The 12,164-nt window shown below is 59.4% G+C and carries 13 protein-coding genes and 1 riboswitch; of the genes, 6 read left to right on the forward strand and 7 right to left on the reverse strand.

Features of this window, described 5'->3' with window-relative positions; genetic code table 11:
* The first annotated feature begins 11 nt into the window (after positions 1-11).
* Entirely contained in the window at positions 12-257 is a 246-nt protein-coding gene (locus tag Q1A20_RS10615; protein WP_299916925.1) for a hypothetical protein, read from the forward strand.
* Positions 258-299: 42 nt separating this feature from the next.
* Here Q1A20_RS10615 and Q1A20_RS10620 read toward each other — a convergent pair whose 3' ends face one another.
* Genes Q1A20_RS10620 through Q1A20_RS10650 form a run of 7 tightly spaced genes read right to left on the reverse strand, consistent with a single transcriptional unit; the run spans position 300 to position 5,575 of the window.
* Positions 300-1,088, reverse strand: a complete 789-nt coding sequence (locus Q1A20_RS10620) for an MBL fold metallo-hydrolase (protein ID WP_299407397.1) — start codon at positions 1,086-1,088, stop codon at positions 300-302.
* The gene (locus Q1A20_RS10625) at positions 1,085-1,255 is read right to left on the reverse strand and encodes a hypothetical protein (RefSeq protein ID WP_299407399.1); all 171 of its coding nucleotides are present in this window, start codon (positions 1,253-1,255) and stop codon (positions 1,085-1,087) included. Before Q1A20_RS10625 ends, Q1A20_RS10620 begins: the two co-directional genes overlap by 4 nt.
* Positions 1,252-1,683: a hypothetical protein gene (locus tag Q1A20_RS10630; RefSeq protein ID WP_299407402.1), complete on the reverse strand. Its 432-nt coding sequence runs from the start codon at positions 1,681-1,683 to the stop codon at positions 1,252-1,254. The genes Q1A20_RS10625 and Q1A20_RS10630 overlap by 4 nt, the downstream gene beginning before the upstream one ends.
* Positions 1,673-2,917, reverse strand: a complete 1,245-nt coding sequence (locus Q1A20_RS10635) for an agmatinase family protein (protein WP_299407404.1) — start codon at positions 2,915-2,917, stop codon at positions 1,673-1,675. Before Q1A20_RS10635 ends, Q1A20_RS10630 begins: the two co-directional genes overlap by 11 nt.
* Entirely contained in the window at positions 2,898-3,665 is a 768-nt protein-coding gene (locus Q1A20_RS10640; RefSeq protein ID WP_299407407.1) for an ABC transporter ATP-binding protein, read from the reverse strand. Before Q1A20_RS10640 ends, Q1A20_RS10635 begins: the two co-directional genes overlap by 20 nt.
* Positions 3,662-4,474 (reverse strand): ABC transporter permease, encoded by an 813-nt coding sequence (locus tag Q1A20_RS10645; RefSeq protein WP_299407409.1) that lies wholly within the window; start codon positions 4,472-4,474, stop codon positions 3,662-3,664. The genes Q1A20_RS10640 and Q1A20_RS10645 overlap by 4 nt, the downstream gene beginning before the upstream one ends.
* A 54-nt stretch (positions 4,475-4,528) precedes the next feature.
* Positions 4,529-5,575, reverse strand: a complete 1,047-nt coding sequence (locus tag Q1A20_RS10650) for a putative urea ABC transporter substrate-binding protein (RefSeq protein ID WP_299407412.1) — start codon at positions 5,573-5,575, stop codon at positions 4,529-4,531.
* Positions 5,576-5,654: 79 nt separating this feature from the next.
* Positions 5,655-5,760: riboswitch (guanidine-I (ykkC/yxkD leader) on the reverse strand.
* A gap of 414 nt (positions 5,761-6,174) precedes the next feature.
* Between Q1A20_RS10650 and Q1A20_RS10655 the strand changes: the two genes are divergently transcribed.
* The 5 genes from Q1A20_RS10655 to Q1A20_RS10675 all read left to right on the forward strand — a co-directional run bounded on the left by Q1A20_RS10655 (position 6,175) and on the right by Q1A20_RS10675 (position 12,091).
* Positions 6,175-6,678: an RNA polymerase sigma factor gene (locus Q1A20_RS10655; RefSeq protein WP_298973229.1), complete on the forward strand. Its 504-nt coding sequence runs from the start codon at positions 6,175-6,177 to the stop codon at positions 6,676-6,678.
* Entirely contained in the window at positions 6,675-7,451 is a 777-nt protein-coding gene (locus Q1A20_RS10660; protein WP_299407416.1) for an anti-sigma factor, read from the forward strand. Before Q1A20_RS10655 ends, Q1A20_RS10660 begins: the two co-directional genes overlap by 4 nt.
* A gap of 377 nt (positions 7,452-7,828) precedes the next feature.
* Positions 7,829-8,737, forward strand: a complete 909-nt coding sequence (locus tag Q1A20_RS10665; RefSeq protein ID WP_298973234.1) for a PEP-CTERM sorting domain-containing protein — start codon at positions 7,829-7,831, stop codon at positions 8,735-8,737.
* A 216-nt stretch (positions 8,738-8,953) separates the two neighbouring features.
* Positions 8,954-10,837, forward strand: coding sequence for an SLC13 family permease (locus tag Q1A20_RS10670; RefSeq protein WP_299407703.1), 1,884 nt, complete (start codon positions 8,954-8,956; stop codon positions 10,835-10,837).
* A gap of 135 nt (positions 10,838-10,972) precedes the next feature.
* Entirely contained in the window at positions 10,973-12,091 is a 1,119-nt protein-coding gene (locus Q1A20_RS10675) for an extracellular solute-binding protein (RefSeq protein WP_299916926.1), read from the forward strand.
* The last annotated feature ends 73 nt before the right edge of the window (positions 12,092-12,164 follow it).

Here is a 12,164-nt window from a genome sequence, read left to right on the forward strand (position 1 = left end):
GGAGGAATCAGATGACGATCCACACTGCGACCACATCACCCGGCGAGGACAGATGCCACATCTCAAAACCCACCAACCGCATGGGGCGCGTTTTGCTGCGTCTTGGTCGTCGTATTACAAGTCTTATCAGCCCACAGGATGCGGGTCGCACCACCTGCGGGCAGGAACCGGGAAACACGGTGCCGCAGGTGTTCGTGCTGCATCGAAACGCTGTCAGTACCGGGTTCATTCAGCAGGTGCCTGAGAGGTCGGATTAGGCCGCTGATCAACGTGTTTTCCACGCCAATGCGGGTCAAATCTCAGGCTTGCCAGAGCATCAGATAGCGTTCCACAATTTCGTCCAGTCTCTGCTTGCCAAAACACGGGTCATGCCCGCCATGCACAACTGTGACCGGCAAGTCGCGGAGCCTTCGCAGGGTCCTGGCATAATCGGGAAGGCTCATCCCCGGGCCGTCATAAATCAGCGGTCCGTCATAGATGGCGTCCGTGCCAAAAAGTGTCCCGCTGTCGTGGTGGAACAGGCCGACCTGACCGGGTGAGTGACCGGGCAAATGCAGCACTTCGGCCTGCCAATCGCCAAGGTCGATCACATCCCCTTCGGTGACCATGCCCGTCGCCGGGGCACCACGTAAAACATAGCTGTCGACGTCATAGTCAGGCGCAGGTACGGCATTGATCAGAAGCGGCCAGAGCGGTTCATACCCGGCCTCCAGAAACAGGTTTCGGAAGGCGTCGGAAATGCCATCGGTGCGCAGTGAATAGGGCGCAGGGGCAGCAAGTTCATCCGCCTCGATCGGGTGCACCAGTCGGGTGTCGAATTCATGCACTGCCCCGATGTGATCCACATGGGTGTGGGTTGAAAGGCAGATCAACGGGCGCGCCGGATCGGGGCGGAGCGGGTCCACGAAAGGGCGCAGCGGGGCGACACCCATACCGCTGTCGATCAGCAGATCAGCGTCGCGCCCCAGCACCAAATGCATATTGGCCGAAAAGATCGGATGCACCCGTGGCTCGGTGATGAGCCACAGGCGGGGATCAATCTGCTCCGCGCGATACCACGCGGCATCGACCGGTAGATCGGCGGTCATGAAACGGGTCTGGCGCCGCGCAGGCGCCACGCCAGGAGAGCAGCGGCGGCGATGATGCAGAGGCCGATCACAAGGCCCAAGGGCGATGCGCTCCCGATGTCGGCTTCGTGGTGGGCCAGCGCGGGTGTGCTGACAACGAGAGCGGTGAGAAGTGTTGCGTATTTCATTTTGTGATCCTTTCTGAGGCGGGGTGTTTTTGCAAGAAGGTGCGCAGGTCTGTGACCGCTTTGGCGTCGAGCGAGACATAGATCAGGCCCATATTGGTGCGTTCCGTCACCATCTCGCCGGGGTAGGGCAGGTAGCTCAGTTCGCGTGAGCCGAAGGAGGGCGAGGCCGTGCCAACCTGCCATTCGGTCGTCAGTTTGACGTCCACCAGCTTCATCGTGGGGCCGCCGCCGGGCGCGTCGATCTCGAGCGGCACACCGGCGATGCGCAGATACGACATCTTGTCCTTGGCGGCGATGAAACCGTCGATAAACTGCTCCGTCAGGACCTGCAATTCATCCGCTTCATCGGCCTCATGCATATGGCTGTGCAGATGGTCGGGGTGGTCATGGTTGTGGCCGATGTGGCCGTTCACGATATCATGTGGCATTGGACCACCGCTTTCCTGTGAACTCGCCATGGGGGATCTCGACGGGTTTGTCGATGTGCCGCTTGTGCGCGCCCATCTTGCCTGCGGCGACCAGAGAGCCCAGCACATCCACGATCACGCGGGTGCCCATGAGCGCCGTGATTTCCGACTGGTCATAGGGCGGGGCGACCTCAACAAGCTCCATGCCGCAGATCCCTTCGGCGGCGACCTTCGAGGCTAGCGCTAGCGCTTCGCGCGGCAGGAAGCCCCCCGGTTCCGGCCAGCCGGTGCCCGGCACGAACCCGCAGTCGATGCTGTCGATGTCAAAGGACATATAGACCATGTCGACCCCGTCCCAGGCCATCTCCAGCGCCATCTCGGCGGTCTTGTCCACGCCCATCTTCTCCATATCACCCATGGTGATGATATTGGTCTCACGTTCGCGCGCGACCTTCACCGCCTCACGCGGCACCTGCCAGCCGCCAATGCCGACCTGCACGAGGTTCTTGGCGGGCACATTGGGCAGCAGCGTCGAATGGAACCACGGCGTGGTGTGCATCCGTTCGTCCAGATCTTTTTCCTGAATGTCCGCGTGACGGTCGAAATGTACGATCCCGATTTTCTTCGAGGTGCATTCGGCAATCCCGCGCACGCAGGGAAAGCCGATGGAATGGTCTCCTCCGATCATGATCGGCAGCGAGCCAGAGGAGGCCACATGGCTCACGGCCCGGGTGATCTGGTCAAAGGTTTTTTCGATGTTGGCCGGGATGGTAAAGACATCGCCTGCATCGCAGAGCGTCATCTGTTCGCGCAGATCCACGCCCATCTCGTAGTTGTAAGGCGTATAGAGCGCCGAGATCTTGCGCACGCCTTGCGGGCCAAACCGCGTGCCCGCGCGGTAGGTGGTCCCCCCGTCAAAGGGGATGCCCAGCACGGTGGCGTCATAATCCTTCACTTCCGTCACATCCTCGGCATAGGGCGCCTTGAGAAAGGTGTTGATGCCGGCGTAATGCGGCAGCTCGCCACGTGCGAAGGTGGGGATGGACTTGTCCTCGATGCTGTCGGCACCGGTCAGCCCCATGCGCAGCGCCCATTTCTTTTCCTGCTCCCACGCGGTTTCGGGCAGGTCGCCCTCGGCCTGCATGGCCTTCCAACCCCGCAGTTTCGTCAGGTCCGGGTGGTGGTCGCGCCGGGTGCTAGCCCGATGATCGCGCGGATGGTGTGAGCGCGAGCGCTCACGCGGGCTGAAAAACATGGGTGTCCTCCTTCAAGGTCTGAAATGGGATGCCGCCGTCGCGGGCATCAAAATCGTAGGTGATCGTTGCGCCATAAAGGTTAGGGTCCTGCGGGTCCCAGCGCGGCTTGTCGAAAACCAGCACGCGGTCGCCGAGCTTGAACGCTTCTTCGAGATCATGGGTCACCATGAAAACGGTCATGCCGGTCTCGGCGCGCAGGTGAGAGAGAAAGTCGTGCATCGACAGGCGCGTGCCCGGATCAAGCGCGCCAAAGGGTTCATCAAGCAAGAGCACCCGAGGCTTGGCGGTCAGCGCCTGACCGATCGCAAGCCGCTGTTGCATGCCACCCGATAGGGTGGCCGGATATTGGTCGGCCACGTGATCCAGCCCGATCCGACCCAACACGTCATCGGCGCGCGCCAGGGTGGCCTTGCGTTCCGCGCCAAAAAAGCGCCCCCATCCACGGCGGAAGCTTTCCCCCGTCACGATGTTTTCCCGGACGGTGAGGTGCGGAAAGACCGAATAACGCTGAAAGACGATGCCGCGGTCCAGACCGGGCTCGCGCGCAGGTGCCGCTCCGGCGATCCGGATCTCGCCGCGTGTGGGGCGTTCCTGTGCCAGCAACAACCGCAGAAAGGTGGATTTGCCGCAGCCTGACGCACCGACTATCGAGATAAACTCGCCTTCGTCCACGGCAACATTCACGCGCTCGAGGATCGGGCGGCGGCCGTAGTTTTGGAAGACATCCCGTACGGCGACAAAGCTCATAGGCCCTGCTCCGCCCAGGGGAAAAAGCGTCGCGATGCCCACCGCAGCACCCAGTCGATGGCGAAAGCCAGCAGTGTAATCCAGATGACGTAGGTCAGGATCACATCCATCGCGAGATACCGCCGCACAAGGAAGATGCGATATCCCAGCCCTGCGTCTGAGGCGATGGCTTCGGCGGCGATCAGAAACAGCCAGGCGGGCCCAAGCGACAGGCGCACGGCGAGGATTAGGCGCGGCATCAGCTGTGGCAGGGCCACACGCATCGCGATCACCCAACTGGAGGCGCCGAGGGTCTGCGCCTTGACGATCAATTCCTGCGGGATTTCCAGCACCCGCTGGCTGAGATCGCGGATCAGAAAGGGTAGGGTGCCCACGACAATCAGCACGACCTTGGAGAGCTCGCCCAGACCAAAGACGATGAAGAGGATCGGCAAGAGCGCCAGGGGCGGGATCATCGACAACACCGCGACAAACTGCGCCAGGCAACTACGCACCAGAGGCAACAAACCAATGGCTAGCCCAAAGATCATCCCCACAAGGGCGGATATTCCGACACTCAGGCCCAGCCGTTTCAGGCTGGCCCAAGTGTCCTGCCAGAACAGTATATCGCCGCTGCGCCGGTCCGGTTGGCTGACCAGCCGCATGGCCGTATCCCAAACGGTTGAAGGCGCGGGCAGCAGTTTGTCCGCCGGATTTTCCGCCAGCCGCAGCTCTGAGCCAATCGCATAGGCGATGAACACGGCGACAAACGGCAAAAGCGCCAGGAACAGGGCCAGCGGACGGCCAGGGAGGATGTTGATGATACGCATGTCAGGGTGCCCTGCGCCGCTTGTCACTGGCGGCACGGGGCTTTGCCCGATGGATCAGAGCGCGCCGTCGGCGGCCATTTGCATGTATGTGGTGTCGAAGCGAAACATCACGTTGTTTTCATCCCCAGTGACCGTGCCATCCGGATAGGCAACCCCCACAAAATCGGCAGATGGTGCGCCCTCGCCGAGGATCCCCTTGTCAAAGAGGAATTCCGCGACGCTGACCATTGTGTCGGGCAGCGCTGCATCAGAGGTGAAACTGACGGCCGCCGCTGGATCATAGAACATCTCGGTCGAGGCAAGCTGTGCCTGATAGCCTGCGAGATCGGTTCCCGAGGCTTCTGCCATGGCGGACAAAACCTCTTCATCACCCGCCGCCATCAGCCCCATCACCTCGTACCACGCGCCGACCAGGGCCTTGCCGAAATCCGGGTTGGCCGCCAGCGTTTCGGTGTTCACCACCATCAGGTCAATGATCTCGCCCGGGATGTCGGAGCTGTCGAAAAGCTTCGTGGCTTTCGGGTCTTCGAGGATCGAGGAGACCAGCGGGTTCCAGGTGACCACAGCTTGCACATCGTCGGTCGCAAAGGCCGCAATCATATCCGCATCAGAGGTGTTGATGACGCTGTCCAGATCCGCCTCCGACAGACCGACGCTGTCCAGCCCGCGCGCCAGCAGGTAATGCGACACGGAAAGCTCCACCAGATTGACCGGCATGCCCGAGAGGCTCTTCAGATCGCCGTCGCCTTTCAGGATGACCGCATCGTTGCCGTTGGAATAGTCGCCGACAATCAACGCCGTGGTGTCGACGCCACCACCCGCAGGGATGGAGAGCGTATCCATGTTCGTGGCCGAGACGCCATCGAATTGCCCGGCGGTGTACTGGTTGATCGACTCGATGTAGTCGTTGATCTGCACGATCTCGACATCGATGCTGTATTTGTCCGCCCATTTGTCCATGATGCCGCTGTCTTCGAGATAGCCCCATGGCATCCAGCCCACGTAGATTGACCAGGCGACCCGGAAGTCGGTGCGGTCCTGGGCGCTGGCGCCGGACGCAAGGCATAGTGCAGCTACTGTCGAGAAAAATAGTTTTTTCATCTTTGGTCCCCATCGGTTTTCATAAATGGAATGACCGCGTGAAGTGCTATATCGGAGCGCGGGTCAAACCTGCGCAGTAGCCTCCCGGGATTTTGCCCCGCCGTGTACCGCCCGGTCTGTTGCCGGGTAGCGATATCTCTCGGACCAGACCCTCACGCGGAAGCGGAACCCTAGATATCCTGCGCCCCCATGTCAGAATGCGCGGCGCGGGAATTCAACAGAGGTTCGACATCATGGCTTTGGAAACCCGAGGGCTGCTTAAAAATAGGGCGTATCAGGGTGTTTTGTCTGTTTTTGCCTAATTTATGGGCGGATTGGGTGGCGGTTCCCGCGGTTTAGATCCGTTGCAGCGGGGCAAGCATCTGACCAGCAGCACGTTATTAACGCTCTTTAGCACCAGATAAATGCATCCCATTGGCAATCCGGAGAATTTTTTACCCTCGCCATCCGTAGTTCCTAGTGGACGACAAAAGGAGAGCGCCATGGCTGTGGGAAGAGCCAGTCCGGCATATCCGGAACCGAGTTGCGCTTTGGCGCCATTCATTCCATTACTTTCCCTGGGTGTTCTGATCATCGGGGATGTTACATGCGAGGACTGCATGTTGACTGACTTCAAGCGCGATATGATTGCCGTTTTGCCGCGTCTCAGACGGTTTGCCCGGAGCCTGACACGGTCAGTTCCGGAAGCGGATGATCTTGTGCAGGAGGCCTGTTTGCGGGCGCTCAGCAAATCGCATCAATGGGACCCTGCGCAGCCATTGGACCGCTGGCTCTTTCGCATCACCCGCAACCTCTGGATCAGCGAGATCCGCAAACGCAAAGTGCGGCTGGGTGAAGGTCACATCCCGGCGGAGGAAAGCGCTGAATTGATCACGACGGAAACGGGCGAGAGCCGCGTTGCCTTCTCTCAGCTGCAGGGCAAGATCGCGGCTTTGCCCAGCGACCTTGCAAGCGTTCTGCTGGTCGTTTCGGTGGAAGGGTACAGTTACGCCGAGGCTGCTGAACTGCTGGACATTCCGATTGGCACGGTGATGAGCCGCATCCACCGCGCCCGAAAGACCCTAGCACAGAAAATCGCAGACCCTGTGGGAGGCGTCCAATGAACCAGTATCAGGAAAAACTGAGCGCCTTTCTGGACGGTGAGCTTTCGGAGACCGAAACCCGCGCGATGGAGAAGGCACTGGAAAACGACGCGGAACTGCAGGCGGAGCTTGAGACGCTGATGGCAGCAGACCGCGTTGCCAAAGACGAATTCGCCGCGATCCTGGGTGAACCGGTTCCTTTTGAACTTGCAAAAGCCATACAGGATGCGCCGGAAGACATAATTGCGAATGATCCCGGCGCGCCGCGCAAGGGGACGGGGTGGCTGACGGCTGCTGCGGCGGTCATCGCCTTGGCAATCGGTAGCGGCGGCGGATACTGGGCCGGTTTGACGCAAGGCAACGAGGTCGTTGCCGCGCCGGGCTGGCTTCAGGATATTGCCGACTATCACACCGTTTATGCTGCGCAAAAACGCCATCTTGTCGAAGTTCCGGCAACCGAACGGGACCACATCCAGACATGGTTGACCAATACGGTCGGCGCTGACGTGCGGGTTCCTGATCTGACGGCTCAAGGGCTTGAATTCCAGGGTGCGCGGCTTTTGGTGGCCGCGGGCAAACCGGTGGCCCAACTGATGTATCTGGATGCGAATGAACGCGTTGTGGCGCTGTGCCAGATCCAGACGGAAACGCCGCGTGATGGGTTTGCGGAACAGTCGATCCAAAACTTCGGCATGGTGTCATGGGGCGGAGAGAATTCGAACTTCGTCGTGGTCGGGGACGAAGGCAGAAGTGACCTTGCAGAGATTGCACGGGCAGCAGCGACGCAGGTCTGACGGGCTGAGTGGCACGCCGCCACGGACCAGATGCGCTTGGATCTGACCGGCAGTTTCGCGACATAAAACGCGTTCAGAAAAAAAGTTTAAAATTTTCTCGGATGCCGAGAATAATCTCTAAGGGCCATGCGTAACCCTGATGTGAGCGACCTGAACAACCGCTCAGCATAGCAGGTAGGAGCAAGGCCATGAAACGGACCGTCTCTATATCCTCCAGGGTATTTTTCGGAGGGCGCACCAGGGCAGTAGCCCCAGCGTTTGTTTTGGTTCTAGACGGGTGTTCTGGACCGCACTTCTATCAGTTTTGATCGTCATAACGTTCGTGGGGGGCCTTAGTGCCCCCCTTTTCACGCAATGGTTTATGTATAGGAGTTCCCATGTTTTCGACCCGATTTTCAGCTTTTGTCGGCGCGCTCATATTAGCGCCCTGCGTTGCGACCGCAGCCCCGATGATTTTCTCTGCCGCCGGTTCAGACGCGGCAAGCATTCAGGCCGAGGTTGACGCATTTCGCGATGCGCTCGGCGCGCTCAATCCAAATGAGCCGGAGAATTTCAAGGGCGGGCGTCGCCAGATCGACTGGGACGGGGCACCGGATGTGGTCTCCGATCCAAACCCGTTTCCCGGGGATTTCTTCAATCGCAATTTCGCACCTCTTGCCCGCGGTATCGAGTTCCGGCCCAGCGAAAACCCCAAGGCAGGCGCGCCCGAACAGATTGCCAAGGGCTTCCAGCTCAGCAGTACGGAAGCCTCTGGTGAGCCGGTTCGCTTTGGGTTTGAAAAGGAGCTTGATGTTTTCAGCCCTGAACGGCTTTTTGCACCCACGGGCGGCACAATTTTCGACGTGGTGTTTTTTGATCCCGCCGATCAGAAAACCCCGGCGGCGACACGTGGCCTTGGCATTGTCTTCACCAATGTGAGTGAGGTTGAGGACGAAAAAACCAAGGAAAAGACGACCGATGCGATGGTGAACTTCTTCCTGAAGGGGCAGGATATCGGCACCGACCATCCCGCGTTTTCCGTGAACGCGGAGGCAAGTGGACCGGGCGGATTGTCCTTCATCGGCGTTCTCTTTGATGAGCCGACAATTGTTGGTGCCACGGTTCAGGCCGGGTATATCCCTTTTGATACGGCGAAAAGTGGCGCCGGTGTCGTGGCCATGGATGATTTCATTTTTGGTGAACCGACGGTCGCGGCGGTTCCGGTGCCGGCCAGCGCCTTGCTGTTGGGCTCGGCATTGTTCGGCGGGGCCGCCTTTGCGCGCCGCCGCCGTCGCCAAGCGGCCTGAGGATCTGCAAAGCAACTCTTTTCATCTTTTGGACAAAGCGCAGCGGTCATGAATTTGGCCGCTGTCTTGTCATCCAGCGGTAGCCCAAATCCGACTTGGACGCTGCTCAAGACCTGCATCGCGCACCCTCTTTCATCCCGAAAATCAAGCATTTCAGACATTTTGTTGCGTGAACCGCCCGGTGAATGGTAACAAAATGTAAAAAGGATGCGTGGGTTGGAAACGATTAGTCTTACGTTGGAAATGTCGGTGGTCCTTGGCTTGCTGGCATTCACGGTTTTCCTGTTCATCTCAGAGATCGTCCGAATAGACCTCGCGGCCATCATGGTGATGGTGCTGCTTGGGCTGCTGAGCCAGATACCGGGCCTCAACTCACTGGCCGATGTCAGTCGCCTCTTTGACGGTTTGGCCTCGAATGCCGTTGTCTCCATCATCGCGGTGATGATCATCGGCGCAGGTTTGGACAAAACCGGTCTGATGAGCAAGGTGGCCTCCCTGATCCTCAAGCACGGCGGCAAAACCGAAACCCGCATCATTCCGATCATCTCCGGCACCGTTGGTGTCATTTCGTCTTTCATGCAGAACGTAGGAGCAGCAGCGCTGTTCCTGCCCGTGGTCAGCCGGATTTCGGTGCGCACGGAATTGCCGCTGAGCCGCTTGCTGATGCCGATGGGGTTTTGCGCCATTCTGGGCGGGACCATGACAATGGTGGGGTCATCGCCGCTGATCCTGCTCAACGATCTGCTGCTCAGCGCGAACCAAACGCTGCCCGCAGATCAGCAAATGGCGCCTTTCGGGTTGTTTTCGGTAACGCCGGTGGGGATTTGTCTGGTGATGACGGGCATTTTGTATTTCATGCTTTTCGGTCGCTGGGTGTTGCCCAAGGGAACAAAAGCCGGCGATGGCGCAAGTGCCAAATCGCTGAAAGACTACCTGAAAAACATCTACGGGCTAAAGACGGATATTTTCGAGATCACCGTTCCCGAAGGGCATCCTTGTGTCGGTGAGACGTTCGACGACATCATGCAACGCTATCATGTCTATATCATCGGCAGCGCCTATCAGGGCAAACGCTGGTTCGCACCGGTCATACAGACGGAGATCACAGCGCCCTGCCGTCTCGCCATTCTGGGCCGTGAAAAGGTCATCCAGCAGATGGTGGAAGAGGGGGGCTACATCCTGCATGACGATCTGGATGTCTTTGCGGAGGATTATGCCCCCACCAAATCCGGCGTGGCCGAAATGGTGGTCCCACCGGGTTCTTCGGTGATCGGAAAATGCGCGCATGATCTGGTGTTTCGCAAGACCTATGGCGCCAGCCTGCTTGCCATTCACCGCGATGAAGAGACCATGAGCTATGTGGAAACCGACGAACATGCGCCGACGGCGGTGGGCGAAGTACCCTTCCACGCGGGTGATACGCTGGTCATTCACAGCACCTGGGAATCGCTCACGCGGCTGACCCGGGACCGCGATTTCGTTGTGGTGACCACGGATTTCCCGCAAGAAGAACTGCGCCCGACCAAGGTCGGCTGGGCGCTGGTGTTCTTTATCATCTCGATCTCACTCATTCTCTTCACTGACCTGCGCTTGTCCCTGTGTCTGCTGACCGGCGCGGTCGGCATGATCTTGACCGGTGTGCTGGACATTGACGACGCCTATGGCGCGGTGAGCTGGAGCACGGTGTTCCTGCTGGCCAGCCTGATCCCGCTGGGGCAGGCGGTGCAGACCACGGGCACGGCGGAGTGGATTGCACAGCAGATCCTGTCCTTGCTGAACGGCTGGCCCTTATGGTCGCTGCAGGCCGGGGTTGCGGTTCTGGCAACCGCCTTCACCCTGATCATGTCGAATGTGGGCGCGACGGTGCTGCTTGTCCCGCTGGCGGTTTCCATTGCAATTGCGGCAGGCGGCGATCCGGCGATCTTTGCCCTGACCGTTGCCATATCGACGTCCAACTCGTTCCTGATCCCGACCCATCAGGTCAACGCGCTGATCATGGGCCCTGCGGGATACAAGGTGACCGATTTCATGAAGAGCGGCGGGGTGATGACGATCCTCTTCTTGATCGTGTCCCTGTTCATGATGAACGTGGTTTTCTGAACGACCACCGGATCGGCGCGACGGCTGTCACAAAATCTTTGTCAGATTGTCATCAACCCGATGCTTTTACCTCTGTAGATGCGCTCGGACCCGGCCAGCCCGGGTGAAACGCATTATCAAAAAGAGGGTTCCCCTATGAGCTTCACGCGTCGCTCCGCATTGAAACTGACAGCGGCAGGTGCTGCTGCCCCGATGATCCTGAAAGCGTCCGACGCGCTGGCGTCCTCCGGGACGGTCAAGGTTTTTGCCTGGCAGGATTACGTTCAGCCCAACATCATCGAGGCATTTGAGGCGGAAACCGGTATCCAGCTGGAACTGACCACCTATGGCTCGAACGACGAGGCGGAATCGACTGTGCGCGCCAATGGCGGCAAAGGGTTCGATGTGGTGTTCCCCTCCATCACCAATTCGGGCGGTTATGTGGACGACAGCGGCGACAGCTTTTTCGCGCCCATTCCTGCCGCGGTGAATATAGAGAACGTGATCCCCTCCTTCGTGCGCGACAGCGCGGGGCTGGGCGGTGTGTTCAAAGGCGAACAGATCCTGCTGCCGTTTGATTGGGGCACCGAGGGCGTTACCTATAATTCGGCGGCCATGCCGATCGAGGGTCAGGTGTCCTACGGCGATTTATGGGCCGATGCGGCCAAGGGCAAAGCGGCCTTCCGTCAGAAATCGGTCATCATGGGCACCGGGCTCTATCTCGACGCCATTGGTGCCGTGCCGTCCAATCGCATGCTCGACGTTTACAAGTCAGAAGACGATGCGCGCCGGGTCTGGGGCGAAGTGACCAAGTGGATCCTGGAGCGCAAAGACAATTTCGGGGCGTTCTGGAACAACGCGACCGAAGCCACCGCCGCCTTCAAGGAAGCGGGTTCGATCATCGGTCAGACCTGGGACACCACCGGCCTGCTGCTGAACCGCGAAAACAGCGACTACCTCTACCGCGCGCCGAAAGAGGGCATTGTGACCTGGCTCGACAGTTTCGGCATCCTGAAAGGTGCGGAAAACCCCGAGCAGGCCGTTGCCTTCATGAACTTCATGCTGAAACCGGAAACCGGTGGCATGTTTGCCAATAACACCGGTTACAACTCGGCTGTGGCCGGGGCGGCGGACTTTGCCTCGCCAGAGTTCAAAGCGCAGTTCAACGAGGTCTATACGCCGGATGTTCTGGGGAACATGTGGTGGTGGCAGGCCGATACGCCGTTCTTTGCACCGGTGCGGAACGAGTTCGTCGAAATCATCACCAACGCCTGAGGGTTCCAAAGGCGATTTTCAAAAGACCAAGGCGGTCCCTTGTTGCGGGGCCGCCTTGGCCCAACGGTTGGAG

The sequence above is a fragment of the uncultured Roseobacter sp. genome, from assembly GCF_947501835.1.
Lineage (GTDB): Bacteria > Pseudomonadota > Alphaproteobacteria > Rhodobacterales > Rhodobacteraceae > Roseobacter.

Bases quoted from the DNA above. Each gene is read 5' to 3' on its own strand.
- Q1A20_RS10635 (WP_299407404.1), bottom strand. From the start codon at position 2,917: ATGTTTTTCAGCCCGCGTGAGCGCTCGCGCTCACACCATCCGCGCGAT.
- Q1A20_RS10675 (WP_299916926.1), top strand. From the start codon at position 10,973: ATGAGCTTCACGCGTCGCTCCGCATTGAAACTGACAGCGGCAGGTGCT.
- Q1A20_RS10655 (WP_298973229.1), top strand. From the start codon at position 6,175: ATGTTGACTGACTTCAAGCGCGATATGATTGCCGTTTTGCCGCGTCTC.
- Q1A20_RS10640 (WP_299407407.1), bottom strand. From the start codon at position 3,665: ATGAGCTTTGTCGCCGTACGGGATGTCTTCCAAAACTACGGCCGCCGC.
- Q1A20_RS10645 (WP_299407409.1), bottom strand. From the start codon at position 4,474: ATGCGTATCATCAACATCCTCCCTGGCCGTCCGCTGGCCCTGTTCCTG.
- Q1A20_RS10650 (WP_299407412.1), bottom strand. From the start codon at position 5,575: ATGAAAAAACTATTTTTCTCGACAGTAGCTGCACTATGCCTTGCGTCC.
- Q1A20_RS10630 (WP_299407402.1), bottom strand. From the start codon at position 1,683: ATGCCACATGATATCGTGAACGGCCACATCGGCCACAACCATGACCAC.
- Q1A20_RS10615 (WP_299916925.1), top strand. From the start codon at position 12: ATGACGATCCACACTGCGACCACATCACCCGGCGAGGACAGATGCCAC.
- Q1A20_RS10620 (WP_299407397.1), bottom strand. From the start codon at position 1,088: ATGACCGCCGATCTACCGGTCGATGCCGCGTGGTATCGCGCGGAGCAG.
- Q1A20_RS10625 (WP_299407399.1), bottom strand. From the start codon at position 1,255: ATGAAATACGCAACACTTCTCACCGCTCTCGTTGTCAGCACACCCGCG.
- Q1A20_RS10665 (WP_298973234.1), top strand. From the start codon at position 7,829: ATGTTTTCGACCCGATTTTCAGCTTTTGTCGGCGCGCTCATATTAGCG.
- Q1A20_RS10660 (WP_299407416.1), top strand. From the start codon at position 6,675: ATGAACCAGTATCAGGAAAAACTGAGCGCCTTTCTGGACGGTGAGCTT.